General features: G+C 57.3%; 25 protein-coding genes. 11 read left to right on the top strand and 14 right to left on the bottom strand.

What is annotated here, in order from left to right:
• Positions 1-145: 145 nt before the first annotated feature.
• Positions 146-340, bottom strand: coding sequence for a hypothetical protein (locus MKZ79_RS18830; protein ID WP_336144171.1), 195 nt, complete (start codon positions 338-340; stop codon positions 146-148).
• Between the two features lie 133 nt (positions 341-473).
• Between MKZ79_RS18830 and MKZ79_RS18825 the strand changes: the two genes are divergently transcribed.
• The 3 genes from MKZ79_RS18825 to MKZ79_RS18815 are packed head-to-tail and all read left to right on the top strand — an operon-like array spanning position 474 to position 2,161.
• A complete protein-coding gene (locus MKZ79_RS18825) occupies positions 474-833 on the top strand; it encodes an ArsC family reductase (protein ID WP_336144170.1) in 360 nt (119 codons plus the stop codon).
• Positions 834-835: 2 nt separating this feature from the next.
• Positions 836-1,963 (top strand): succinyl-diaminopimelate desuccinylase, encoded by a 1,128-nt coding sequence (gene dapE / locus MKZ79_RS18820; protein WP_336144169.1) that lies wholly within the window; start codon positions 836-838, stop codon positions 1,961-1,963.
• 9 nt (positions 1,964-1,972) lie between these two features.
• Positions 1,973-2,161, top strand: a complete 189-nt coding sequence (locus MKZ79_RS18815) for a YpfN family protein (RefSeq protein WP_336144168.1) — start codon at positions 1,973-1,975, stop codon at positions 2,159-2,161.
• Positions 2,162-2,194: 33 nt separating this feature from the next.
• Here the strand turns inward: MKZ79_RS18815 and MKZ79_RS18810 are convergent, their stop codons facing one another.
• The 5 genes from MKZ79_RS18810 to dapA all read right to left on the bottom strand — a co-directional run bounded on the left by MKZ79_RS18810 (position 2,195) and on the right by dapA (position 8,107).
• Entirely contained in the window at positions 2,195-4,219 is a 2,025-nt protein-coding gene (locus tag MKZ79_RS18810; protein ID WP_336144210.1) for a tRNA(Met) cytidine acetyltransferase TmcA, read from the bottom strand.
• Position 4,220: 1 nt separating this feature from the next.
• A complete protein-coding gene (ypfJ, locus tag MKZ79_RS18805; protein WP_336144167.1) occupies positions 4,221-5,075 on the bottom strand; it encodes a KPN_02809 family neutral zinc metallopeptidase in 855 nt (284 codons plus the stop codon).
• Between the two features lie 236 nt (positions 5,076-5,311).
• Positions 5,312-6,025, bottom strand: a complete 714-nt coding sequence (gene purC / locus MKZ79_RS18800) for a phosphoribosylaminoimidazolesuccinocarboxamide synthase (RefSeq protein ID WP_336144166.1) — start codon at positions 6,023-6,025, stop codon at positions 5,312-5,314.
• 156 nt (positions 6,026-6,181) lie between these two features.
• On the bottom strand, positions 6,182-7,213 hold the full coding sequence (gene bamC, locus MKZ79_RS18795) for an outer membrane protein assembly factor BamC (protein WP_336144165.1): 1,032 nt from the start codon (positions 7,211-7,213) through the stop codon (positions 6,182-6,184).
• A 15-nt stretch (positions 7,214-7,228) separates the two neighbouring features.
• On the bottom strand, positions 7,229-8,107 hold the full coding sequence (gene dapA / locus MKZ79_RS18790) for a 4-hydroxy-tetrahydrodipicolinate synthase (RefSeq protein WP_336144164.1): 879 nt from the start codon (positions 8,105-8,107) through the stop codon (positions 7,229-7,231).
• Between the two features lie 158 nt (positions 8,108-8,265).
• Here dapA and MKZ79_RS18785 point away from each other — a divergent pair, with 158 nt between their 5' ends.
• Both MKZ79_RS18785 and bcp read left to right on the top strand, forming a co-directional pair.
• Positions 8,266-8,835, top strand: coding sequence for a glycine cleavage system transcriptional repressor (locus MKZ79_RS18785; RefSeq protein WP_336144163.1), 570 nt, complete (start codon positions 8,266-8,268; stop codon positions 8,833-8,835).
• A 2-nt stretch (positions 8,836-8,837) separates the two neighbouring features.
• On the top strand, positions 8,838-9,305 hold the full coding sequence (gene bcp, locus MKZ79_RS18780) for a thioredoxin-dependent thiol peroxidase (protein ID WP_336144162.1): 468 nt from the start codon (positions 8,838-8,840) through the stop codon (positions 9,303-9,305).
• Between the two features lie 492 nt (positions 9,306-9,797).
• On the opposite strand, the gene MKZ79_RS18775 is transcribed toward bcp, so the two are convergent.
• Positions 9,798-11,396: a sensor domain-containing diguanylate cyclase gene (locus MKZ79_RS18775; protein WP_336144161.1), complete on the bottom strand. Its 1,599-nt coding sequence runs from the start codon at positions 11,394-11,396 to the stop codon at positions 9,798-9,800.
• Positions 11,397-11,626: 230 nt separating this feature from the next.
• Entirely contained in the window at positions 11,627-12,232 is a 606-nt protein-coding gene (locus MKZ79_RS18770) for a DsrE family protein (protein WP_336144160.1), read from the bottom strand.
• Positions 12,233-12,875: 643 nt separating this feature from the next.
• Between MKZ79_RS18770 and MKZ79_RS18765 the strand changes: the two genes are divergently transcribed.
• Together MKZ79_RS18765 and arsC are read left to right on the top strand one after the other, a co-directional pair.
• Positions 12,876-14,333, top strand: a complete 1,458-nt coding sequence (locus MKZ79_RS18765; RefSeq protein ID WP_336144159.1) for a beta-barrel assembly-enhancing protease — start codon at positions 12,876-12,878, stop codon at positions 14,331-14,333.
• Positions 14,334-14,340: 7 nt separating this feature from the next.
• Complete coding sequence (gene arsC / locus MKZ79_RS18760; RefSeq protein ID WP_336144158.1) at positions 14,341-14,694, top strand: arsenate reductase (glutaredoxin); 354 nt, start codon at positions 14,341-14,343, stop codon at positions 14,692-14,694.
• Here the strand turns inward: arsC and hda are convergent.
• From hda to upp, 3 genes are all read right to left on the bottom strand, one after another.
• Positions 14,691-15,392 carry a DnaA inactivator Hda gene (gene hda, locus MKZ79_RS18755; protein ID WP_336144209.1) on the bottom strand — a complete coding sequence of 234 codons (702 nt, stop codon included), beginning with the start codon at positions 15,390-15,392 and terminating at the stop codon, positions 14,691-14,693. The two genes, arsC and hda, sit on opposite strands and share 4 nt — an antisense overlap.
• 92 nt (positions 15,393-15,484) lie before the next feature.
• Positions 15,485-16,762 carry a uracil permease gene (uraA, locus tag MKZ79_RS18750; RefSeq protein ID WP_336144157.1) on the bottom strand — a complete coding sequence of 426 codons (1,278 nt, stop codon included), beginning with the start codon at positions 16,760-16,762 and terminating at the stop codon, positions 15,485-15,487.
• A gap of 64 nt (positions 16,763-16,826) precedes the next feature.
• A complete protein-coding gene (gene upp, locus MKZ79_RS18745; RefSeq protein ID WP_336144156.1) occupies positions 16,827-17,453 on the bottom strand; it encodes a uracil phosphoribosyltransferase in 627 nt (208 codons plus the stop codon).
• Between the two features lie 239 nt (positions 17,454-17,692).
• Here upp and purM point away from each other — a divergent pair, with 239 nt between their 5' ends.
• The 4 genes from purM (at position 17,693) to MKZ79_RS18725 (ending at position 20,556) form a co-directional block, all read left to right on the top strand.
• Positions 17,693-18,733, top strand: coding sequence for a phosphoribosylformylglycinamidine cyclo-ligase (gene purM / locus MKZ79_RS18740; protein ID WP_336144155.1), 1,041 nt, complete (start codon positions 17,693-17,695; stop codon positions 18,731-18,733).
• A complete protein-coding gene (gene purN / locus MKZ79_RS18735) occupies positions 18,730-19,368 on the top strand; it encodes a phosphoribosylglycinamide formyltransferase (RefSeq protein ID WP_336144154.1) in 639 nt (212 codons plus the stop codon). Before purM ends, purN begins: the two co-directional genes overlap by 4 nt.
• 391 nt (positions 19,369-19,759) lie before the next feature.
• The gene (locus MKZ79_RS18730; protein ID WP_336144153.1) at positions 19,760-20,128 is read left to right on the top strand and encodes a tlde1 domain-containing protein; all 369 of its coding nucleotides are present in this window, start codon (positions 19,760-19,762) and stop codon (positions 20,126-20,128) included.
• On the top strand, positions 20,125-20,556 hold the full coding sequence (locus MKZ79_RS18725) for a hypothetical protein (RefSeq protein ID WP_336144152.1): 432 nt from the start codon (positions 20,125-20,127) through the stop codon (positions 20,554-20,556). Before MKZ79_RS18730 ends, MKZ79_RS18725 begins: the two co-directional genes overlap by 4 nt.
• 236 nt (positions 20,557-20,792) lie before the next feature.
• On the opposite strand, the gene pstB is transcribed toward MKZ79_RS18725, so the two are convergent.
• From pstB to MKZ79_RS18710, 3 genes are read right to left on the bottom strand one after another with little or no spacing between them, the layout of a single operon-like run.
• Positions 20,793-21,560 (bottom strand): phosphate ABC transporter ATP-binding protein PstB, encoded by a 768-nt coding sequence (pstB, locus tag MKZ79_RS18720; protein WP_336144151.1) that lies wholly within the window; start codon positions 21,558-21,560, stop codon positions 20,793-20,795.
• A gap of 14 nt (positions 21,561-21,574) precedes the next feature.
• Positions 21,575-23,212 carry a phosphate ABC transporter permease PstA gene (gene pstA, locus MKZ79_RS18715; RefSeq protein WP_336144150.1) on the bottom strand — a complete coding sequence of 546 codons (1,638 nt, stop codon included), beginning with the start codon at positions 23,210-23,212 and terminating at the stop codon, positions 21,575-21,577.
• Positions 23,209-25,329, bottom strand: coding sequence for an ABC transporter permease subunit (locus MKZ79_RS18710; RefSeq protein ID WP_336144149.1), 2,121 nt, complete (start codon positions 25,327-25,329; stop codon positions 23,209-23,211). Before MKZ79_RS18710 ends, pstA begins: the two co-directional genes overlap by 4 nt.
• Positions 25,330-25,400: the final 71 nt, after the last annotated feature.

Here is a 25,400-nt window from a genome sequence, read left to right as displayed (position 1 = left end):
GATTTTTAAGGGAATTAATAGCCTGCTTATCATCAGGAAACAGAGCATCCGCTAAGTGGCTGATAAAGCTGAGGCGGCGGTAAGGCGAGGATAAAAGCAGCGGGACAAGAGGATTTTCGAGGGGGCCAGGCCCCCTCGCGCGTCACTACTTAAGGACGATGATTCTGTCGTAGCCGCCGCTCTCGCTGTCGATATGGGTTTTGGCATCGGGATGCTCGGCCAGCACCGCTTCAACGATATGATTGAACTCGTCGCAACGGCTCTCTTTTTTTCTGGCGATAACAATTGTCGACTTTGTCTCTTCAACCGTATGGGCGGAAGACGCTTTCATATAGTTCATATTGTCCCTCCTTCTCCTCTGTTCCTGGGGTTTGTACCGTCTTCCGTGCCTCACAGGCGTATCCATTGTAAACTCAGCGCCTGAGCAGTATCGAATATAGATGAAACCCACAGAAAAAAGAAGGTAACCCGCCATGCTGACGATGTACGGCATCAAAAATTGCGACACCATAAAAAAAGCGCGGAAGTATTTAGAAGCGAACGGCGTGGCTTATCAGTTTCATGACTATCGCGCGGACGGGCTGGATGCGGCTATGCTGCAGCGCTTTACCGATACGCTGGGCTGGGAGGCGCTGCTGAATACGCGCGGCACCACCTGGCGCAAGCTGGATGAAGAGACGCGCGGCGCGGTCGATAACGCGGCGGCGGCGCAGCAGCTTATGCTGGCGCAGCCGGCCCTTATTAAACGGCCATTGCTCTGCCGGGCTGACGGCTCTATGCTGCTGGGTTTTAATGAAGCCAACTACTCATCTTTTATCGTGGAGAAGTCCTGATTATGTTTTGTCCGGTCATTGAGCTGACGCAGCAGCTTATTCGTCGCCCTTCCCTCAGCCCGGATGACGCCGGTTGTCAGGCCGTAATGATCGAGCGCCTGAAGGCGCTGGGTTTTACCGTTGAACTGATGAATATCGGCGATACGCAAAATTTCTGGGCATGGCGCGGCGAAGGCGAAACGCTGGCCTTTGCCGGCCATACCGACGTGGTGCCCGCAGGCGACGCCAACCGCTGGATTAACCCGCCTTTTGAACCTACTATCCGCGACGGTATGCTGTTTGGTCGCGGCGCGGCGGATATGAAAGGCTCGCTGGCGGCGATGCTTGTCGCCGCTGAACGCTTTGTCGCCAGCTATCCGCAGCATAAAGGACGGCTGGCTTTTCTGATCACGTCGGATGAAGAAGCCAGCGCCGTTAACGGCACGGTAAAAGTGGTTGAGGCGCTGATGGCGCGCAATGAGCGGCTGGACTACTGTCTGGTCGGCGAACCGTCCAGCACCGAAGTGGTCGGCGACGTGGTGAAAAACGGCCGTCGCGGCTCAATGACCGCCAACCTGACCATTCATGGCGTACAGGGCCACGTAGCCTATCCGCATCTGGCCGACAATCCGGTACATCGCGCGTTGCCCGCGCTGAACGAGCTGGCGGCGACGGAATGGGACAAAGGCAACGAGTTCTTCCCGCCGACCAGTATGCAGATCGCTAATGTGCAGGCCGGTACCGGCAGTAATAACGTCATCCCTGGCGAGTTCTTCGTGCAGTTTAACTTCCGCTTCAGTACGGAGTTAACCGATGCGATGATTAAACAGCGCGTGCAGGAGCTGCTGGATCGTCATCAGCTGCGCTATACGCTCGACTGGGTTGTTTCCGGCCAGCCCTTTTTAACTTCAACCGGCAAGCTGGTTGAAGCGGTGGTAAACGCCGTTGAGCACTATAATGAAATAAAGCCGCAGCTGCTGACGACCGGCGGCACTTCTGACGGTCGCTTTATCGCCCGTATGGGCGCGCAGGTCGTGGAGTTAGGGCCGGTCAACGCCACCATTCATAAAATAAATGAGTGCGTTAAGGCCGCCGATCTGCAGCTGTTGAGCCGCATGTACCAGCGCATTATGGAACAGTTAATAGCGTAAGGATTGAGTATGGAATGGCTGAAAGAGTACTGGTGGTTGATAGGTATCGTGCTGATGGTCGGCATTCTGATGAATGTCTATAAAGACCTGAAGCGTATCGACCATAAAAAATATATGGATAACCGGCCGGAGCTGCCGCCGCATCGCGACTTTAACGATAAGTGGGATGACGACGACGACTGGCCGAAGAAAAAATAGTTCAGGGGCTTCGGCCCCTGTTTTATTGCTGTATTACACTTCCGGGCGGCTCTGCTCACGCAGGGCCGTCATCTCCAGCCGCAACGCCTCCGCTTTTTCGCTGTTCAGCGCCATGAGTCCCCGTTCAGCTTCCTGCCGCCAGCCGTGCAGCAGCGCTTTGCGGCCGGAAAGACCCGACAGCTGCACCAGCTCCGCCTGTGCAAGTCCTTCCACGAGCGCGCTCTGCAACAATGGCAGCGTCTGCGGCGCTTCATCAATCAGCCTGCCCAGCGCGCCGATACTGGATTCAAACGAGCGCTGCGCCCAGGCGAAACCCGCCAGATCGCGCCAGTCCTCTTCATCCAGAGCTTCCGTTACAGCCTCGGGAAAATTCAAATCCACCGAAGGGAGAAAAGGCCGTAGCCAGCGCCAGTCCCTTACCAGGCGGCGATGCGCTTTGGCAGCCAGCACCTTCGCACCTTCGCTCAGCGGCAGGATAGCCATTGCGGTATGGCAGCCGCTGCTCGCCTCCGTACGCGTGCCAATGCGCACTAGCTGAAAACCACAGGCCTGCCAGAAACGCCACAGATCGGTTGTGTAGCCAAAGCTGACCGACAGAAAATCGAGTTCCCGCGCCTGCGTAAGGCTTTGCTGCACCATCCGTGCGCCGATGCCCTGCCGTCGCAGCGCGGGCATAATAGCGATACGGCTGATACGCCGCGAGCGCATCTGCGCCGCTTCCGGCCAGCCACCGTGCGCGGCCAGCGACTGCGCCACCAGATTGCCAGCCGGTCGGCGCACGCCAGCCCAGACCGCCCGCGCCAGCTCCGGCGTCAGGCCGCCTTCGTCCACCAGCCACAGCGCGCCCGACACTTTATCTTCCTGCAGCGCCGCGCTGAAAGAGAGGCCTGGCGCATCCATCATGCGTCGTAAATCCAGCGGCGAAGTACGGTAATGCGCGCTGGTCAGCAGCTGGTAGATCGCTTCCAGCTTTGCCGGTTGCGTGCTCCACTCCGCCTGCTGCGGAAAGCAGAAGCGGATCGGCGCACGGCTCTCTTCCGCTTCAGCTTCGTTAAACAGCAGGGCGTGATCGATAAACTGTTCCAGCGGATCCTCCGCCGACCAGCGCAAAGGGCGATCGAGCTTGTACAGCGTCGCCTGGGGCAGGCTGGCGCAAAACTTCAGCATAAAGCCGCGACCGGTGCCTTCATAGCCCTGTAGCGTGGTGGTTAACAGCGTGCGAGGGTAAAGCCTGACCAGCTGCGCCAGCATCGGCGCGGGAATGGCGGCGGCTTCGTCAATCAGCAGCCAGTCGATATCCGTGGGACGATCCTGAGGAGCAAGCGCCAGCAGCCTGTCTGGCGCGATAAACTCAAAAGCCTCGCCGGCGAACCTCGCCAGCACATCGGTGGCCGCTTTTGCCGGCGCGGAGATCAGGCAGCGGCCGGGCCAGCGAGCCGCGAGCGATCCGGCAAGCGCGGATTTCCCGCGGCCGCGCGGCGCGGTAACAACAGAGACGCCCGGCTTCGCCGTCAGCAGCTGGTCAAGCAGAGCTTGCTGCTGTACGTCGTCGTCAGGCAGCCAGTCCGGCGCCTCCGGCGGTTCAGGAAGAACAGGCGCCTGATGCTGGCAAAAACGTGCCGTCTGCGGATCGGCCAGCAGCAGCCGCTGCAGGCGAGCGATAAAATTAGGCGTGGCGATGGGCGCTGCAGTATCGCCCCAGCGCAGCGAGTCGCTGTCGGGCTGCGTGGGCCAGCTGGCCCATTCCGGCGTCAGCAGCAGCAGCCAGCTACCCGCTTTCAGCGTGCCTGCCAGCACCGCCAGCGCCTCGGCGTTGAAACCGTGTCGCGCGTCGAACACCGCATGCAGGAACTCCTGCCCCAGCAGCGTGCGCATCGCTTTGGGCGCGCAGTGCAGCGGACTTTGCGGCGCATCGCCCAGCCAGAGCCAGTCGCCCGGCAGTAGCGACATCCACTGCTGCGCCTGCTGCCCACACCATTCCGCCTCGCCGCTGATCGCCATCAGCCGCCGCATTCCCCGGGTACGTAATTGCTCTGTCTGCGCGACGACGTCGCTCAGATCAGCCACCGAAGGTATCACACTGGCCAGGATTGCCGCTGTCGAAGCCTTTTTTAAACCAGGTGTAGCGCTGCTGCGAGGTGCCATGCGTAAAGCTGTCCGGCACTACGCGGCCCTGGCTGCGCTGCTGCAGCCGGTCGTCGCCGATCGCTTCGGCGGCGTTCAGCGCCTCCTGCAGATCGCCCGGCTCCAGCACGTTCTCCTGCTGCATATAGTGTCCCCAGACGCCCGCGAAGCAGTCCGCCTGCAGCTCCATCTTCACCGAGAGCTGGTTAGCCTGTTTCTGATCGCCCTGCTGCTGCAGTTGGCGAACTTTAGGTTCAATGCCCAGCAGGCGCTGCACGTGGTGCCCGACCTCGTGCGCCACCACGTAGCCCTGCGCGAAATCGCCGTCCGCGCCCAGCTTGTTTTTCATCTCATCGTAGAAAGAGAGATCGATATAAACGGTGCTGTCGTTCGGGCAGTAGAAAGGCCCCATCACCGACTGGCCGGTGCCGCAGCCGGTACGGGTCACGCCGCGATACATCACCAGCTTAGGCGGCGTATAGGTTTTACCCATCTGCTGGAAGATTTTCTGCCAGGTATCCTCCGTGGTCGCCAGCATCACCGAGGTGAACTTCGCCGCCTCATCCTGCTGTGGCGTGCTGCGCTGCTGCTGCGAGGAGAGCGAAGAGGATTCGCCGGTCAGCAGCGGCGTCAAATCGTAGCCGTAGTAGCCAGCGATCATCACGACGATCAGCAGAATAATCCCGCCTTTCCCGCGGGGAATACGCATTCTTCCCGCGCCCATTGAGTTACCGGATTCATTACGGCGATCTTCCACGTTATCGCTCTCACGGCGCCCTTGCCAACGCATAAATTACCTCGGGTTATAAGATTGTTTGACTGATTTTAGTCGCGGCCGTCCGCTAACACCAGCCTGACGGCGATGGCGGCCCGTCGCGGAGGAAACCAGCATGAGGGAATCTCTGTATGAAAAAAATCAGACGATGGCGAAATGTATTGCGGGAGATACACAGAACAGAAACAGTCGTGCGGCAGCGATAAAACGGGTGGAGTTAAAGGGCTGCGGCGAAACCGCAGCCGGGAAAATCAGTCCAGCTTCACGCCCAGACGATTCGCCACTTCTTCATAGGCTTCAATCAGGCCGCCGAGGCTCTGGCGATAGCGATCTTTATCCATTTTGTTCAGCGTTTCTTTATCCCACAGGCGCGCGCCGTCCGGGGAGAACTCGTCGCCCAGCGTCACTTCGCCATGGAACAGGCCGAATTCCAGCTTGAAGTCCACCAGAATCAGACCGGCGTCGGAGAAAAGCTTGCTCAGCACGTCGTTGGCTTTAAAGGTCAGCTCGCGCATACGCGCCAGATTTTCTTTACTCACCCAGCCAAAGGTTTCGCAGTAGGATTCGTTGATCATCGGGTCGTGACGCGCGTCGTCCTTTAAAAACAGGTCGAACAGCGGCGGATTAAGAAGGGTGCCCTCTTCCACGCCCAGGCGCTTGACCAGCGAGCCAGCCGCGCGGTTACGCACCACGCACTCGACCGGCACCATATCCAGCTTCTTCACCAGCGCTTCGTTATCGGAGAGCAGCGCTTCCATCTGGGTAGGAATGCCCGCTTCCGCCAGCCTGCTCATAATGAAATGGTTAAACTTGTTGTTAATCATTCCCTTGCGATCAAACTGTTCGATGCGCTCACCGTCCAGTGCTGATGTATCATTGCGGAACTCGAGTATCAGCAGATCCGGATTATCGGTGCTGTACACGGTTTTCGCTTTGCCGCGATACAACTCAGCTTGCTTTTTCATCTCTTTACTCCAAACGTGAAATTCCCTCGCGCCTTTCGCCACGGAAAGCGCTCGGGCAGGAACTGTTGCGTCTATTGTATGATCGGACGCGAAAAAACCGAAGCAATCGATTACGCAGCGGCAAATAAAAAAGGCCGACGCGCGTCGGCCCTCTGCTTACTTGTTGAATGCCGCCTGTAGCACAGCCACCAGCGCGTCGTTTTGCGACTGGGTCAGCGCATGGCCTTTCGGATCCAGGAACTGCAGGCTGCTGCGGTTATCCAGATCGCCTACCTGCAGCTTATAGTTACCGTTGGTCAGCTCAGGATCTTTCGCGCCAAGCTGGTCCCAGGTTTCATCGGACGGCGCTTTATAGCTCACGCTCAGGCTGCCCTGCGGACGGTTGCGATCGCTGATCTGCATACCTACGCGCTCCAGCGCGCCCGGCAGACGTTCCCACACCAGATTGAACGGCGCGCGAACGATCAGGTTTGGCAGACCGGTATCATCCGCGCCGCTCTGCACGTTGATCTGCGCAGTGCTGCCTTTCGCCGCCGCGTCATCGCGCGTGGTGGCGATTTTATCCAGACCGGCGCTCAGCTCGTTAAGCATCTGCGCGGTGTAGCGCTGCTGCTGTACAGGAGAAGTAACGGCTTTGCCTTCCTGCTCCAGCTCCAGCAGCTTGACGCTCAGCGCCTGCTGATAGCCCTGCTGCTGAACGGCGATCTGGTAACGGCCACGATACTGGTGATCTTCGTCGGCGCGGTTCCACTGCACCCAGTCGGTGGTCAGCGTCTGGCTGCCATCGGTGCGGCTGGCGATGGGATAGTTACGCGCCTGCACTACATTCACAACCTGCGGCCACAGCGCGCCGCTGCTGTTATCCAGCAGCAGTACGCCGGAGTTGCCGGCAAACTGGGTGCGGGCGCCGTTGATCAACGCCAGCGGCTGAGCCGGCGGACGAATGTCCAGCTGTTTGCCGACGGCGCCATTGCTTTTGGCAGCGGGAATATCGAAATCACCGTTCTGCAGCGGCAGGATCATGCCCGCAGGCGCGTGCAGCTCGCTGATATCCGCGGCCTTAAGGTAAGATTCGTCGCCGCTGACCTGGCGCTTGTAGCGCTGATCGCTCGAACATGCCGCCAGCAACATCACCAGCGACAGGCCAACCCCTTTCGCGATTGCCGACTTTTGTACTGAGTAAGCCATTACTTCTCCCTAAATTTACAGCAGGCCTGCGTCTTTCAGTGCCTGCTCAACAACCGGACGACCGGCATCAGTCATCGGCGTCATGGGTAGACGCAGCGTATCGGTTGCAATTAATCCTAATTTTTTAGCCGCCCATTTTACCGGGACAGGATTAGGCTCAATAAATAGCTTCTGATGCAGAGGCATCAGGCGCTGGTTAAGGCGGCGCGCTTCACGGAAGTTGCCCTGCTGCGCAAGCTCGCAGAGCGCTGCCATTTCGCGCGCGGCGATGTTGGCCGTCACCGAGATAACGCCCTTGCCGCCCAGCTGCATAAAGTCGAGGGCGGAAAGATCGTCGCCGCTGACCAGCACGAAATCGTCATCGACCAGCTCTTGGATCTGGCTAACCCGCGATAAGTTCCCGGTCGCCTCTTTGATTCCGATAATATTTTTAATCTTCGCCAGGCGGCCTACCGTTTCCGGCAGCATATCGCAGCCGGTGCGCGACGGCACATTGTAGAGCATTTGTGGCAGATCGGTGCTTTCAGCGATGGCTTTAAAGTGCTGATACAGCCCTTCCTGCGTCGGGCGGTTGTAGTATGGGGTAACGGTCAGGCAACCGACCACGCCGCTGTTTTCGAAACGCCGGGTCAGCGAAATGCCTTCCGCGGTAGCGTTGGCGCCGGTGCCGGCGATAACGGGAATGCGGCCATCGGCCAGCTCCAGCGTCATCATCACGACGTCACCATGCTCGTCATGGCTTAATGTTGCCGATTCGCCCGTTGTTCCTACGGAGACGATTGCCGCTGTTCCGCTGGCAACATGATAATCAATCAGTTTTTTCAGACTTGCACGACAGACAGACCCTTTATCGTCCATCGGCGTAACGAGCGCAACTATACTTCCCGTAAACATTAGCCATCCCCTCCACAAACAAGTGCTTCATGGTACGTTTGTCCGTCCAGGAAAAGCAAGCGGGCAAGCCCGCCAGGCCTCTTGGCACAGGGTATTTTTTATGTTTACCTTAGCGTTATCACAATTGCTAATCACTGAGACGTACAGGAAGCATTATTTTGCCGCAGTCAGAGCAACATCATCTGGTTATCACCGCCGTGGGCGTGGATCGACCGGGCATAGTTAACACCATTACCCGCCACGTCAGCAGCTGCGGCTGCAATATCGAAGACAGCCGTCTGGCGATGCTGGGTGATGAGTTTACTTTTATTATGCTGCTTTCAGGAAGCTGGAACGCTATCGCTCTGATTGAATCGACGCTGCCGCTGAAAGGCGCCGAGCTGGAGCTGCTGATCGTGATGAAACGCACGACCTTCCGCGAAAGGCCGCCGATGCCGGCTACCGTTTGGGTACAGGTAGAGGTTAAAGATTCCGCGCATATTATCGAACGCTTTACCGATCTTTTTGATTCGCATCAGATGAATATCGCCGAACTGGTTTCGCGCACCCGTCCTGCGGCAGAAAATCAGCCGCCATTGCTCTATATTCAAATTACCGCTCACAGTCCTGCCAGTCAGGATGCTGCAATTATTGAGCAGGCGTTTAACAGCCTCTGTACAGAGTTAAATGCGCAAGGCACTATTAGCGTCGTCCAGTATCCACAGCATGATGAAAATAATGGAGAGTAGTGATGAATCCACTGAAAGCCGGCGATTCCGCACCAGCCTTTAGCCTGCCCGACCAGGATGGCGAACAGGTAAGTTTGACCGACTTCCAGGGACAGCGCGTTCTGGTCTATTTCTACCCGAAAGCGATGACGCCAGGTTGTACCGTACAGGCGTGCGGTCTGCGCGACAGCATGGATGAGCTGAAAAAAGCGGGCGTGGAAGTTTTGGGCATCAGCACCGACAAGCCGGAAAAGCTTTCGCGCTTTGCCGAGAAAGAGCTGCTGAACTTTACCCTGCTGTCGGATGAAGATCACCAGGTCTGCGAACAGTTCGGTATCTGGGGCGAGAAAACCTTTATGGGGAAAACCTATGACGGCATTCACCGTATCAGTTTTCTGATTGGCACCGATGGCAAAATTGAAAAAGTGTTCGACGATTTTAAAACCAGCAACCACCACGATATCGTGATGGACTATTTGAAATCGGCTTGAGTCTGTTTTCTGATTAAAGGGCTGGATGACATTAATCCGCCCTTCTTTGCTTCTCTTTATCCATCAAAAATCGTAGTCGGCCAGCCGCTCTTCGACCTGTTTATTCCCTTTATATTTACTCTGCAGCGCCTCTTTCTCTTCTTTTGCTTTGCCGCAGGCCAGCTCGATGCCTTTTTCGACTTCCTTTTGCTTTACGGCGGCGAGATCGCTCTCCCACTCGCCCGCAAAATGCTGGCATTCTTCCGCGTTTTTAATAAAAGCGCTGACGTCCGGCGGAAGAGACTCAGTGGCGAAGCACGCCGTTGCGCTATACAGCGAGAAGTATTTACCGGCAATTTATAAATATTATTACCGTTAAAATTGAAATGACCTTTTATTCTTTCGATGTAAAAGCGCCCGGACAAGCGATTGCCAGTCCAGGCACATTATCGGTGTAGAAAATATTGCCGCCAACAAGGCACGGCGCCGGGCTGAAAAAGCGCGCGCCAGAGGTTAGCCATGCTGGCGATAAAGTTCCTGCGCGCTTTCCTGCCACTCGCCGCTGACCACCACGCGGTTACGACCAGCGTGCTTGGCGCTATACAGAGCATCGTCCGCCTGTTTAAACACGCGTTCCAGCGGCATTTCATCCGCATCCCACAGCGCCACGCCAACCGAGATCGTGATGCGCCCGACCGGTGCCAGCGCCAGCTGTTCGATTTTTTTACGCACCCGCTCAGCGATAACCGCCGCCATTTCGCGATCGGCGCCAGGCAGGATCATCAAAAACTCCTCGCCGCCGTTGCGGCAAACGACGTCGGTTTGCCGTGAACCTTTGCCCAGCTGCTGCGCCACGCTTTTAATAACGCTGTCGCCGACATCGTGGCCCCAACTGTCGTTAACGCGCTTGAAGTGGTCAATATCCAGCGCCAGCACGGCGAAAGACTGGCGCGTGGCGAGAAAATATTCCAGTACGGCGTTCAGGCCGCGGCGGTTTAACAATGAGGTCATAGGATCGGTCTGCACCTCGAACTTCAGGCGGCCGATCTTATCCTGCAGCAAACCCAGACCGGTAAGCATTGCCCGCTTGATCTGCGCCGCTTCGTAGTACCAGGAGCGGATAGCGCCGATCTCCACGGCGACGCCGGACTCGTCGAGCTGGCTGGCGTTGTCTGCCAGCTGCCCCAGCGGCCGTGCGATCAGGCAAGCGAACAGCCAGGCCAGCGCCAGCGTCAGCAGCGCCAGCGGCACGGCGCGCTGCAGCACCTGCAACATCAGGCTGGTCAGCGGCGTCAGCGTAGTTGGCGTCGGCTTCATCGCCACGATCATCCAGCCAGGCGTGGTCACCATCGCGTAGCCAGCCAGCATCGGCTCACCGTTTTTCTTCGAAACCTGCTGGTAGCCGTTGTTCTGCTTCAGCTTATCGCTCAGCAGCGGCGCAATTTTTTGTCCGATCAGCGCCTTGTTTTCGTGATAGAGTACACGATTGCCGCTGTCCACCACATACAGCGAAGAGCCGTCGCGATAGAACTGCTCGCCCAGCAGCTCATTGAGGATGCTTTTTTTCTTGAGGTAGATGGTTCCGCCCACAAAGCCCAGATAAACGCCGCTGGGCGACCAGATGGGATAGGAAACAAACACCATCAGGTTGTTGGCAACGGAAACCGTCGGCTGGCTAACCAGCGGTTTACGCTCCGTCAGCGCCTGGCGCGTCGCCGGCGTTGTCAGATGCACGCCTTTCAGCATCAGGGAGTCGGGAGATATAGCTTTTACCCAGCCGTTGGCGTCAACAATCACCGCGGAGTTAAAGCTGTTGGTCTGCTCGCGCAGGCGCATCACCTCGCGCTGCATCAGCGCATCGCTATCGCTGTTCTGTCCCAGCGTTTTCGCGCTATAGGCCAGCTGCGACTCCGCCAGCTGAAAGAACATTTCAGTGGTGGAAGCCAGCTTGGTGGCGTAAACCCGGTTGGATTCCAGCGTGTTCTCAATCAGCACTTCCCGCTGTACCTGCCAGGTGGCGTACAGTGAGTTAGCCAGCGTAATCGCAATGCTGGCGAAGGCCAGCAGCATGATCAGCGTGCGCAGATCCAGCCTCAGGCGAAAAAGCCTCATGGATTGACCTCGGGGAAACATGTCATGGATGTCTCTTGTTTTAGTTTGCTTTGTAACGCGTCATGCCCTGGTGAAGCATGCATCAATAGGATGGGTATCGTCAGTGTTAGGAATAATCTTAACGATTTTAACTCAATTTTTTTGTAAGGAAAACGTTAATCCAGGCGAAACTCGTTTTTGAGGTGGCGTCAGAGGCGTCCCGCGACAAAAGCGGCGCGGGACAAAAACAGTTACATGGCGAGAAAGGCGTAGCCCTGGTTTTCGAGCGTGGCGACGGTGGTCGGGCTGGAGAGCGCATGAGTGACGGAGTTGTCGATCCAGTCATGCTGAAAATGGTGGAAGGCCACCGACTGATCGCAAACGGAAACGTCCACGCCTTTGGCGCGCAGTTCATTAATCAGCTTCAGGTTAGGATTATCCACGCCGAAGATTTTTTTATACTCCGCGTTGTTCAGCATCGCTGGCGTGCCGTCGCCGGTGACCGAAACGACAAATTTAAGCTGCTCCTGCGGTACGCCGGAAGCGATATAGAGATTGACCACGCGGGCGACGCGCTCCAGTCCAAGATTGGGCACTTTAGGGCCGTTTTCCGCTTTGGTGATCTGAAAGACTACTTTATTGCTGTCGCCAGCCGCCGGTTTATAAGCCGCATCGGGTTCAAAATGAATTTTACCGTAGCCGTCGATAGCGGGCGTGGTCCAGAATCCGTCGGGATCGTTTTGCTGGCTGCCGAAGTGCTGGCTGATTTTATCCGCGATCGCCGGCGCGGAAGAGACGCTGGCGCCGACAAAACCCGCCACGGCGGCGATAAGGACGTAGGACACAACAGGACGCATAGGATGCTCTCCAAAAAGCGTAACAGAACGGAAAAGGGATAATAAAAGTCATCGCGATAAGCTGTAATACAGAGTGAATAAATTATTTCATGCTGTAAATAAGCGATAATCCGTTTTTATAATTGTGGCGCTGACAGCAGTGCTTTTTTTCTCTCGTCGACTAAAAAATAAAATAAACCCCGCAATTAAAAAGAGGCCAGCTTATTTAATAATTTTCAGCATGGCTTGTTAACCCCAACAGCTTTATAAAAGGCTTTTTTTTAACGGTGGCGAAGAAATTCTGTTTTATAGCGGAACGGGATTTTTAAAAAACCCGCCTGCCGTGAGCAAAATAAACCGGACGACCTGAAGCGAGATAAGGCCATTTTTAAGAGTAAACTGAATCAAAACTCGTGCCACATTCAATTTTATTGAGCATATTTACCTGAATTTACCTTTGCAAAGATAAAATCCCGGTTGCTGCGCCGCATGAATATTCAATTTTTTCTATCCATTTTTAACGACGTTCGTTTGTTGTTGCACTTAATCGCCGCCACGATCGTTTCCTTCCTTATCGCCTGTGGTTAAGATAGCCGTAGAAAAAGCCAGGCTCGCTCAGCGTGCCTGTCGGCGAAACGAAGATATTATCAGACCAGGATTTTGCATGATTAATCGATTAAAAAAGTGCGCGCTGGCTTCGCTAATCCTGCTGCCCGCGATGGCCTCGTCGCCTGTCAGAGCGGATATCACCGATAACCTGCCGGATATCGGGACAACCGCGGGCAATACGCTTTCCGTTAATCAGGAGCTGGCAATGGGCGACTTCTATGTCCGCCAGCTGCGGGCCAGCGCGCCGCTGATCAACGATCCGCTGCTAAACGACTATATCAACCAGCTGGGGCAGCGGCTGGTGGCGCACGCCTGGTCGGTCAAGACGCCTTTCCAGTTTTTCCTGGTGAGCAACGACGAGCTGAACGCCTTCGCCTTTTTCGGCGGCAACGTGGTGCTGCACTCCGCCCTGTTCCGCTACACCGAAAACGAAAGCCAGCTGGCTTCGGTGCTGGCGCATGAAATCTCCCACGTTACGCAGCGCCATCTGGCACGCGCGATGGAAGAGCAGCAGCGTAATGCGCCGCTGACATGGGTTGGCGCGCTGGGCTCTATTCTGCTGGCGATGGCCAGTCCCCAGGCGGGCATGGCGGCGCTGAGCGGCACGCTGGCCGGCGCGCAGCAGGGCGTCATCAGCTTTACCCAGCAGAACGAGCAGGAAGCGGATCGCATCGGCATTCAGGTTTTGCAGCGCGCGGGGTTTGATCCCCAGGCGATGCCCAACTTTTTGCAGAAGCTTGCGGATCAGTCCCGCTTTGCCTCTAAGCCGCCGGAAATCCTGCTGACTCACCCGCTGCCCGACAGCCGCCTTGCCGACGCCCGCAACCGCGCCAATCAGATGAAGCCGATGGTGGTGCAGTCATCGCAGGATTTCTATATGGCGAAAGTGCGCGTGCTGGGCATGTACGCTACGGGCAAAAATCAGCTTAACGACGATTTGTTGGAGACGCTGAGCAAAGGCAATGCCCGCGAGCAAACCGCCGCGCAGTACGGCAAGGCCGTGCAGTTTCTGCAGGCGAAGAGTTACGACAACGCGCGCAAAATCATCGCGCCGCTGCTGGCCGCCCAGCCGGACAACGTCTGGTATCTGGATATTATGACCGATATCGATATCGGCCTGAAGCAGCCCGCTCGCGCCATCGCCCTGCTTGAGGGCAGCAAGGCGAAAGCCAGCCCGGTGATTCAGCTCAATCTTGCCAATGCTTATGTGGAAGCGAAGCAGCCAGCCAGCGCCAGCAAGATCCTCTATCGCTATACCTGGGCGCATAAAAACGATCCCAACGGCTGGGATCTGTTGGCGCAGGCTTCTGCCGATCAGGGCCTGACGGATGAGGAAGAAGCCGCGCGGGCGGAAAGTCTGGCGCTCAACGGCCAGCTGGATCAGGCGATCCGCAGTTTAAGCAGCGCCAGCGCGGCGGTACCGCTGGGCAGTCTTAAGCAGGCCCGCTATGATGCCCGCATCGATCAGCTGCGCTATCTGCAGCAGCGTTTTCGTCAGTATCAGAAAAGATAGGAATTTTATGTCAAGCGTACAGATTTATCACAATCCCCGCTGTTCAAAGAGCCGCGAAACGCTGGCCCTGCTCCAGAGCAGAGGCATTGAGCCGGAAGTGGTGCGCTATCTGGATACGCCGCCCAATATCGCCACGCTGAAAACCCTGCTGCTGCAGGCGGGCTTCAGCTCTGCCCGCGAGCTGATGCGTACTAAAGAAGAGACGTACCGCACGCTGAAACTGGGCGATAAAGCGGTTGGCGAGGAAGAGTTGCTGGCCGCGATGGTCGCTCATCCTGAGCTAATCGAGCGCCCGATAGTGGTGGCCAACGGCAAAGCCCGGCTGGGCAGGCCGCCGGAACAGGTGCTGGCGATCCTTTAAAGCCCCAGCGCCTCTTTCACAAAAGGAATGGTCAGCTTGCGCTGGGCGCTGATCGAGGCGCGATCCAGCTTGTCCAGCGTCATAAACAGCGTGCGCATTTCGCGATCCAGCCTTTTCAGCAGAAAGCGTCCGACATCTTCCGGAAGCTCAAAGCCGCGCAGGCGCGCCCGCAGCTGCAGTGCCTGCAGCTTGTCTTCATCCGAAAGCGGCTGCAGGCGGTAAATTTGTCCCCAGTCAAGCCGCGAGGCAAGATCCGGCAGCTTCAGATTAAGCTGGCGCGGCGGTCGATCGCCGGTGATCAGCAGTTTAGTGCGGCCCGTTTCCAGAATGCGGTTATAGAGATCGAAAATCGCCATTTCCCAGGGTTCGTCGCCGGCGATGCATTCAATATTGTCGATGCAGATCAGCGCCAGCTGCTCCATGCCGTCCAGCACTTCCGGTACGAACCAGGTGCGTTTATCAAGCGGCACGTAGCCGACAGCTTCGCCGCGCGCGGAAAGCTCCGCGCAGGCGGCATGCAGCAAATGGCTGCGTCCGCCGCCTTCCCGCGACCAGAAATAGAGATAGCTGCCGTGCTCCTGCTGCAGCGCGCTCTGCAGCGCGGCGATCAGCGACGGATTTTCCCCTGGCCAGAAGCTGGCGAAGGTTTCATCGTCGGGCAAATAGAGTGGCAGTGAGAGCTGTGCCGGCGTGTTCAGAAGCACCTCAGTAATGGGTCGAAATCCGGCGGAAGTTTATCACAGATCTTTAAGGATTATGAAACGGGCAGCGCCGCTGCCCGTCACAACGGTTAATCGCGATCCTGCGGATCCAGAATCACCTCTTCCGGACGGATCAGCGTGATGACTTTAAAGATCAGGCTCAGGGCGATGCCGACGATAGTCGCCAGCGCCATGCCCTTCAGCTCCGCCGCGCCGATATGCACCGTAGCGCCGCTGACGCCGATAATTAATATCACCGAGGTCAGGATCAAATTCTGCGCCTTGTTGTAATCCACTTTCGATTCGATCAGCACGCGAATACCGGAAGCGCCGATCACGCCGTACAGCAGCAGCGATACGCCGCCCATTACCGGTACCGGTACGGCCTGAATCGCAGCGGCCAGCTTGCCGATGCAGGAGAGCAGGATCGCCAGAATCGCCGCGCCGCCAATAACCCAGGTGCTATACACGCGAGTAATCGCCATCACGCCAATGTTTTCGCCGTAGGTGGTGTTAGGTGTAGAGCCGAACAGCCCGGAGAATACCGTCGAGATACCGTTGGCGAACATGGAACGATGCAGGCCCGGATCCTTCAGCAAATCTTTTTTTACGATGTTCGCCGTCACTACCAGATGCCCGACGTGCTCTGCGATAACCACCAGCGCTGCAGGCAGTATGGTCAGCATCGCCGCCCACTCAAAGCGCGGCGTATAGAAGGTTGGCAGCGCAAACCACGGTGCCGCTTCCACGGAAGACCAGTCGACAATGCCCATAAAATAAGAGAGCGCATAGCCGACCAGCACGCCAATCAGGATAGGGATAATCGCCAGGAAGCCGCGAAACAGCACCGAACCGAACACGGTAACCGCCAGCGTCACCATAGAGATCAGGATAGTTTTGCCGTCGGCCGCTGCGCCGTTGGCGGGCAGCAGGCCGGCCATATTCGCCGCCACACCGGCCAGCTCCAGACCGATAACCGCCACGATAGCGCCCATCGCGGCCGGAGGAAACATCACGTCCAGCCAGCCGGTACCCGCTTTTTTCACAATCAGCGCCACCAGACAAAACAGAACGCCGCACAGGATAAAGCCGCCCAGCGCGACCTCATAGCCCAACGGCAGCAGCAGCAGAACCGGGGAAATAAAAGCGAAACTCGATCCCAGATAGGCCGGAATTTTACCTTTACAGATAAAGAGATAAAGCAGCGTGCCGATGCCGTTGAACAGCAATACGGTAGCCGGGTTGATATGAAACAGGATCGGCACCAGCACCGTCGCGCCGAACATGGCGAACAGATGCTGAAAGCTGAGTGGAATAGTCTGCAGCAGCGGCGGCCGCTCGCTTACGCCTATAGCGCGACGCGTCATGATGAATTACCCCTTATTTAACGCAATAAAAAACCGACTCTCTGGTCGGCTTGGTGGCTATCCGTTATTTTGTTCCGAAAATCTTATCGCCCGCATCGCCCAGGCCGGGAATGATATAGCCTTTCTCGTTCAGTCCCTGATCGACGGAAGCGGTGTAGAGTTCGACGTCCGGATGCGCTTTCTCCAGCGCCGCGATGCCTTCCGGCGCAGCCACCAGCACCAGCACTTTAATGCTGCTGCAGCCCGCTTTTTTCAGCAGATCGATCGTGGCGATCATTGAGCCGCCGGTCGCCAGCATAGGATCGACCACCAGCGCCATGCGCTCTTCGATATTGGAAACCAGCTTCTGGAAATAAGGCACCGGTTCTAACGTCTCTTCGTCGCGATAGACGCCTACCACGCTGATGCGCGCGCTTGGCACATGCTCCAGCACGCCTTCCATCATGCCCAAACCTGCACGCAGAATCGGCACAACGGTGATTTTTTTCCCTTTGATCTGGTCGATTTCCACCGGGCCGTTCCAGCCTTCGATGGTGACCCTTTCCGTTTCTAAATCCGATGTGGCTTCATAAGTCAGCAGACTTCCTACCTCCGAGGCGAGTTCACGAAAGCGTTTGGTGCTCACGTCCTGTTCACGCATCAGGCCCAGTTTATGTTTGACCAGCGGGTGTTTGACTTCCACGATCTTCATTGTTTTACTCCCGGAGTGTATGGCTGCAAAAAAAAATCGCGAGATTATAGCGCCATTTAGCGGCCAGTACCTATTACTTAATCTGACTTCCGCCAGATCCCTTCTTCCGATAAGGATTGGCTAAAATTCAGCTATACGCAACGCCCGCCGAAGATGAGGCTCGCAAACGTTTGCCTGCGCTGTTAGAATTGCCGCGCTCTATACCAACCACCAACCGCAAACCGCGTGGGGATTTCGCAGTGACCGACAAAACCTCTCTCAGCTATAAAGACGCCGGCGTAGATATTGATGCCGGTAACGCTTTAGTCGACCGTATCAAAGGCGTAGTGAAAAAGACTCGCCGTCCGGAAGTAATGGGCGGACTGGGCGGTTTCGGCGCGCTTTGTGCGCTGCCGCAAAAATACCGTGAACCGGTTCTGGTTTCGGGCACTGACGGCGTCGGCACCAAGCTGCGTCTGGCAATGGATCTGAAACGCCACGATGCTATCGGCATCGATCTGGTGGCAATGTGCGTTAACGATCTGGTGGTACAGGGCGCCGAGCCGCTGTTCTTCCTCGATTACTACGCTACCGGCAAGCTGGATGTGGACACGGCAGCCAGCGTGATTACCGGTATCGCGGAAGGTTGCTCGCAGTCCGGCTGTGCGCTGGTTGGCGGCGAAACGGCTGAAATGCCGGGCATGTATCACGGCGAAGATTACGACGTGGCGGGTTTCTGCGTCGGCGTGGTGGAAAAAGCAGAGATTATTGACGGCAGCAAAGTCAAAGACGGCGACGTGCTGATCGCGCTGGGCTCCAGCGGCCCGCACTCCAACGGCTACTCGCTGGTACGCAAAATTCTTGAGTTCAGCAAGACCAATCCGGAAACCACGCAGCTTGAGGGCAAGCCGCTGGCCGATCATCTGCTGGAACCAACCCGCATTTACGTTAAAAACATCCTCAGCCTGATTGAGCAGGTTGACGTGCACGCCATCGCCCACCTCACCGGCGGCGGCTTCTGGGAGAATATTCCGCGCGTGCTGCCGGACAACACCCAGGCGGTGCTGGAAGAGTCGAGCTGGCAGTGGCCAGCCGTCTTCGGCTGGATGCAGGAAGCGGGCAACGTCAGCCGCTTTGAGATGTACCGCACCTTTAACTGCGGCGTCGGCATGGTGATCGCGCTGGACGCGAGCGAAGCGGACAAAGCGGTTGAACTGATGACCGCAGCGGGCGAAAAAGCCTGGAAAATCGGCGTGATCAAAGCGTCCGACTCCGACGAGCGCGTGGTTATCAACGCATGAAGCGGATTGTCGTGCTGGTATCCGGCCAGGGAAGCAATCTCCAGGCCATTCTCGATGCCTGCCGGCAGGGACGAATTCACGGCAGCGTCGCTGCCGTGTTCAGCAACAAAGCCGAAGCTTATGGCCTGACGCGAGCGCGTGAGGCCGGCGTTCCGGCGCACGCTTTAGCCGCCGACCAGTTTGCCGACCGGGAAGCCTTTGACCGCCAGCTGATGCTGGAGATTGACGCTTACGCGCCGGATCTGGTGATTCTGGCTGGCTATATGCGTATTCTCAGCGCCGCTTTTGTCGCGCGCTATGCCGGACGTATGCTGAATATCCACCCTTCCCTGCTGCCAAAGTATCCGGGCCTGCACACGCATCGCCAAGCGATTGCAAACGGCGACGAAGAGCACGGCACCTCCGTGCATTTCGTGACGGAAGAGCTGGATGGCGGCCCGGTGATCTTACAGGCGAAAGTTCCCGTGTTTGCAGGCGATACGGAAGAAGAGGTCACGGCTCGCGTGCAGCACCAGGAGCACGCCATCTATCCGCTGGTGGCGGGCTGGTTTGTGGATGGCCGCCTGAAGATGCAGGATGGCGCGGCCTGGCTGGACGGCGAACGTCTGCCGCCGGAAGGTTACGCCTGGGGTTGAAGCGCACGGCTGAGCAGGAACGGCTCCGGTTCGTTACGGTGAAATTTTGTTCTGCCCGAAGCGAGTACAGCGATAAATCATCGCTATACGAAACCTGATAATAAACTCTGAAATTCTGCCACAGCCCGGCATAGAGCCAATCTACTATGCCGGGCTGTTATGTTTAATTTACATTAAGCCCGCCTTCAAATAACGGGATTGATCGGTAGCCTCTCTGATAGCGGCGCTTGTCAAAAACTGCCTCAGATAAAAATCGTGCCAGCTCTCGCCAAAAATGACCTTCTTTTGATTTTAATCAGCGTTTTATTTAATTTTTCCTTGCTGCTATAGCCATACTTAAAAAAATCACCTTAAGTAATCGTGCTATTAAAGTTTAACAAGGAGAGAAACAATGGCATGGATTTATAATGTAATGCTCAAAACTTTTAAGCATAACGGCGAATACAGGTTCAGCGCGCGCTACGCTGGCGCGCCTGGCTATAAAGATAATCCCGAGTATGAATGCATTCGCGATAAAGGCCCATTGCCCAGAGGAAAGTACAGAATTACAGGCATTCCGTTCAGGCATAAAAAGGGTGGCCCGTTTACGCTGCGGCTGGAACCCGATAAGAGTAATCACATGTGTGGACGCGATGGTTTTTTAATACATGGCGACAGCATAAAAGATCCCGGCACGGCTTCTAATGGTTGCATTATACTGGATCAAGTATTGCGCAGGCAGATATGGAACTCTAAAGACAGGGAGATAATTGTAGAATGAAATACCTCCTGATGATTTTATTGGTTTTTAGCAGCTTTTCTGGTGCAGCACAGGTAATCGATAACAATTGTAAATCTCCCCTATCCAGCACGGGGATGGAGATGATAGATCAAATGCGTGATGCTATGCATATTGACCCTAAAAGTATAGTTGAAAAAGAAACGACCACTGAATTACTCTTTAACGAGCCTGTAACCGATATCTTATCCACTTATTATGCAAAGGTAAGTTACGATGAGGATGGCTCTTTGCCTTTAAATGAATACAAAGAGATATATGCAGATGACAATCCAAGAAACCTGATAATAAAATTTACATTCAAAAACAAGCAGGAGAAAGAAAATGTATTTCTGGTATCAGCTATCGCCAGTGATTATGAGTGCAATATCAGATATAATGGCTACATTATAGCTAAGCGTGAGTTCTGATTATTTTCCCCTGTGCTGGCACAGGGGCTTGTTGCTAATAGCATGTTATCTGCCTGGCTTTTTCATCCTGCCCTCAGCGTTTCAGGGTTTGTCCTGCAGGGAGTGTGGTTAACTAAACGTTTTACAGGCAAGAAGCAATAAGGCATCTTGCCGCCGCGCCATTCTGAACAGGTAGCCTTCTTATCTGATTTCTTACATCCAGATTCATAAACTAAAATCGCTGATTCCCTTTTTAATCAGCCATAACGCCCGGTGATATAGTCTTCGGTGCGGCGCTGGCGCGGCGCGGTAAAGATCCTGTCCGTTTCGTCAAACTCCACCACGCTGCCGTGATGCATAAACGCGGTATAGTCGGAAACGCGCGCGGCCTGCTGCATATTGTGCGTGACCAGCACCAGCGTGAAATGCTGCTTCAGCGTGCTCATCAGCTCTTCGATAACCAGTGTGGAAATAGGATCCAGCGCCGAAGTGGGTTCATCCAGCAGCAGAATTTCCGGCTCAATGGCGATAGCTCTGGCGATCACCAGCCGCTGTTGCTGGCCGCTGGAGAGCGTTAAGGCATTCTGCCAGAGATTGTTTTTCACCTCCGGCCAGAGCGCCGCCGCGCGCAGCGCGCTTTCTACCGCTTCGTCCAGTACTCGCCTGTCGCGCACGCCCTGCAGGCGCAGACCGTAAACCACGTTTTCATAAATCGTTTTGGGGAAAGGATTAGGCCGCTGAAACACCATGCCGATCCTGCGGCGCAGCGCCGCCAAATCTTCGTTGCCGCCCAGGATCGACTGCTGATGCAGGCGAATATCGCCGGCTACCCGGCAGCCGACAATCAGGTCGTTCATGCGGTTAAAGCAGCGCAGCAGCGTCGATTTGCCACAGCCGGAAGGGCCAATCAGCGCGGTGACGCGGTTTTTCGGCACCTGCAGCTTAATGGCATTCAGCGCCTGTTTTTCGCCGTACCACAGTGAAAGATTATCCACCTCAAGCGCGGTTTCCTGCTCGTTTGCCATCAGGCTTTTCTCCATTAATTAATCAGCGCGCGATAGCGTTCGCGCAGCCGGTGGCGCAGCACCATTGCCAGCAGATTGAGTGCCAGAATAATCAGCACCAGCATCAGCGCCGTGGCGAACACCAGCGGCCTGTCCGCCTGCGCGTGCGGGTTCTGGAAAGCCAGATCGTAAATCTGGAAACCGAGATGCATAAACTTGCGGTCAAGATGCAGATAGGGGAAAACCGTATCCACCGGTAGCTCCGGCACCATTTTCACCACGCCCACCAGCATCAGCGGCGCAGTTTCGCCTGCCGCGCGAGCCACGGCGAGGATCAAACCGGTCAGCATCGCCGGAACAGAGAGCGGCAGCACTACATGCCATAACGTCTCCGCCTGGGTAGCGCCCAGCGCCAGCGAGCCCTGCCGCAGCGACCGGGGAATGCGCGACAGGCCTTCTTCGGTCGCGACAATCACCACGGGCAGCGTCAGCAGAGCAAGCGTCAGCGATGCCCAGAGCAGACCCGGCGTGCCGAATGTTGGGTCGGGCAGCGCCTGGGCGAAGAACAGCTTGTCCAGACTGCCGCCAACCAGCCAGACAAAAAAGCCCAGGCCGAACACGCCATAAACAATAGAGGGCACGCCCGCCAGGTTGACCACCGCAATGCGCACCAGCCGCGTCATCAGGCTGTTCCCGGCATACTCGTGCAGCCAGATAGCGGCTACGACGCCAAGCGGCATCACCACGATCGACATCAGCAGCACCATCAAAACCGTGCCGAAGATCGCCGGGAAAACGCCATCCTCACCCAGGCTGCCGCCGGAAGCGCCGCTGACGAAACGCCACAGCTGCTGGCCGAAATGATGCCATTTTTCACCGTAGCCCATAGCGTTGGGATACCAGGCCGCCAGGATCTGCGTAAGCGGTATAACGTGCCGCTCGCCGGCGACATCGCGCAGGATCAGCTCGGTGCCGTCATTTTCCCTGCTCAGCCCGGCCAGTTCCTGCGCCTGCTGGCGAAACCGTCGCTGGATTTCAGCGCTGTCCGCCTGCCAGATGCTTTGCGCCTGCGGCGTATAACTCTGCTCCTGCTGCAGGCGCTGCCGTCTGTGCTCCAGCTGCTCCATTTCGCCATTCAGCTGCGCCATTGCCACGTGGCGAATCTTTTCCGCTCGCTGCTGACGCTGGCGCGTCTCTTTAATGCGTAGCTGCAGCTCGCGCATCATGTTGGCGGCGACCAGCGGCCTGCCGTTGTCCCGCAATCCTTCAAACCAGCCGTAGGCCATGCCGCCTACGCGACGCTGCAGAGCGATAACGTCGCCGGGCCGCGCCGACACGCGGATATCGCTGCTGAGCAGGCTATGAAAATCGCTGTCGCTGAAATCGCGATTGCCGGTTTTAATCAGGTAGCGCGTGACCTGCTCCGGCAGCTTCTCCGGCAACGGCGCGCCGCTGGCCTGCAGGCGCTCGCGCGAAATGCTTTGCGAGCTGGTTAGTTCGCCCAGCATCTGCTGCCCGTTATTGAGCGTAAACAGCGTCACCGGCTGCGGCCAGAAATAGCGCACGCCCGACCAGGCCAACAGCGCGATTAGCAGCAGAAATGCCAGCAGGCTCAGCGCTACGGCGCCGCCGGTCAGCCATCGCCAGCGATGATTGCGGTTAACGGCGCTCATCCCTGCGTCTCCTGAACATAGCGCTGCCGTAGCCGCTGACGCACCAGCTCCGCCAGCGTGTTTACCACCAGCGTAAAGACCAGCAGCACCAGCGCGCTGAGAAACAGCACGCGGTAATGACCGCTGCTCGCGGCGGCTTCCGGCATCTCAATTGCCACGTTGGCAGAGAGCGTACGCACGCCCTGCAGCAGCCCGCCTTCCGTGACCGGCGTGTTGCCCGTCGCCATCAGCACTATCATGGTCTCTCCTATCGCCCGGCCAAAGCCGATCATCAGCGCGGCGAAAATCCCGGCGGAGGCGCCCGGCAGCACTACCCGGGTCAGGGTTTGCCACTGGGTCGCGCCCAGCGCCAGCGAGCCCTGCCCTAATGAAGGCGGCACGCTGAAGATAGCGTCTTCGGCCAGGGTAAAGATCAGCGGCACCAGCGCAAAGCCCATCGCCACGCTGGCGATCAGCAGGTTGCGCTGCTGGTAGCCGCCGCACAGGCTGGCCGCCAGGTTAACGCCAAACAGGCGATGCTCCAGCAGCGGCAGCAGCCAGATACAGCACAGCGTCACCAGCAGCAGCACCGGCAGCAGAATCCAGATTTCGCGCCCTTCGTCGCAGAGCCGCCTACGCCATCTTTCCGGCAGCCTTTGCGCAGCCCAGGCGCAGAGCAGCAGCGACGCCGCCAGCGCCAGCGGCCAGAGCAGCACGCCCGCCAGCCGGTCCGCCAGCTGCGGCGCCAGCCACAGTCCGGCAATCAGCCCAATCACCACGCCAGGGAGCGCGCCCATCATTTCGATCGTCGGCTTCACCCAGCGGCGCAGGCCAGGCGCCATAAACCAGGCGGTATACATCGCGGCGGCCAGCGCCAGCGGCGTGGCGAACAGCATCGCCAGCCCGGCTGCCTTCAGCGTCCCGGTCACCAGCGGCACCAGGCTGAACTTGCCCTGATAGTCGTCGTTGGCGGAGGTGGACTGCCAGACATAGTCCGCTTTGGGATAGTGTTCGTACCAGACTTTGCGCCACAGGTTTTGCCAGCTGATATCGGGCCACGGATTGGCGATGCGATAGTGCTGCCAGCCGCCCTGCCGCTCCACCAGCAGCCCGTCGCCGCGCGGCGCGAAGGCCGCGTTAAGTACGCCGCCGTCAAGCCTGTCGCTCAGCACGGCGCCCTGCTGTTTACTGGCAAACAGTTTCAGTTCGCCCGTCTGGCTTAAGGTGGCAAAAACGCGCCGGTGCGCCTCGGTCAACAGCAGAGTTTCATTGCGCGCCTGGCTGAACTGGCGAATCCGTTGCAGATGCGGCCCGGTTTCGCTGGCGATATCGAACCATTGGGCTATGCCGTCGCGATCTGCCACCAGCAGCGTACTGCCGCCGCTGAGCAGCGCTATGCGTTCCGGCTGACGCAAAAAGGTATGAGATTCACGCAGCGTCAGGCCGCTATCGGTAATGCGCCAGACGCGCAGTATATTGCCCGCCAGGGCGTAAAGCTGCTGACCATCAGGCGCGATCAGCAGCTGGCTGATATCCGGCGTCGCCACGCTGAAGCTAACCGGCGGCTGCTGCGGCCGTAGCTGTTGCAGGGTAAGCTGCTGCGGGCTGGCTTGCGCAACCAGCCAGCGCTGCGCTTCAGGATGGGCCAGCGCGAGAACCGTCGCGTCCGGCACGCTGCTCAGCGGCTGGTCGCCCAGCGGAAATTTCCAGCGCGGTTCCGGTTCGCTAAAGTCGGGCTGAAGCAGCGTTAGTCCGGCGGCGCTTTTCAGCAGCACGCTGTCGTTATCCACGGCGACGCTGAACGCGCCCTGCGTCAGCTGGAGCGCCGGTATACGGCTCTGAGCCGTCAGCGACACGAACGTCGCTCTGCCCTGCGCGTCGATACGCCAGCCCCATTTCTGCCGCGCGTCCATCCCTATCGCTACGGCAGGCTGGCCCTGATCCAGCGCGATACGGCCAGCGCTGTCGATGGTTGGCGCAGAGAACAGCGGCACCACCACCCAGATTAGCCAGACGAACAGCAGCAGCATCACCAGCAAAATAGCCAGTCCGCAAGCCATTACGACACGTCGGGTCAGGCGATCGATAAACTGGCGCCGCCGATCGTTATAATGTGCAGGAATGGGAATTGGGTTCATGCCAGTCTTCGCTGTAGGGTGCGCTTAAGCGCCCTATGTTGCCCGTATGTAGCTAATAAGACAATCTGGAT

This window comes from Erwinia sp. CGal63 (genome assembly GCF_037026505.1).
GTDB lineage: Bacteria > Pseudomonadota > Gammaproteobacteria > Enterobacterales > Enterobacteriaceae > Erwinia.
This window is presented reverse-complemented; position numbering and strand designations above follow the sequence as displayed.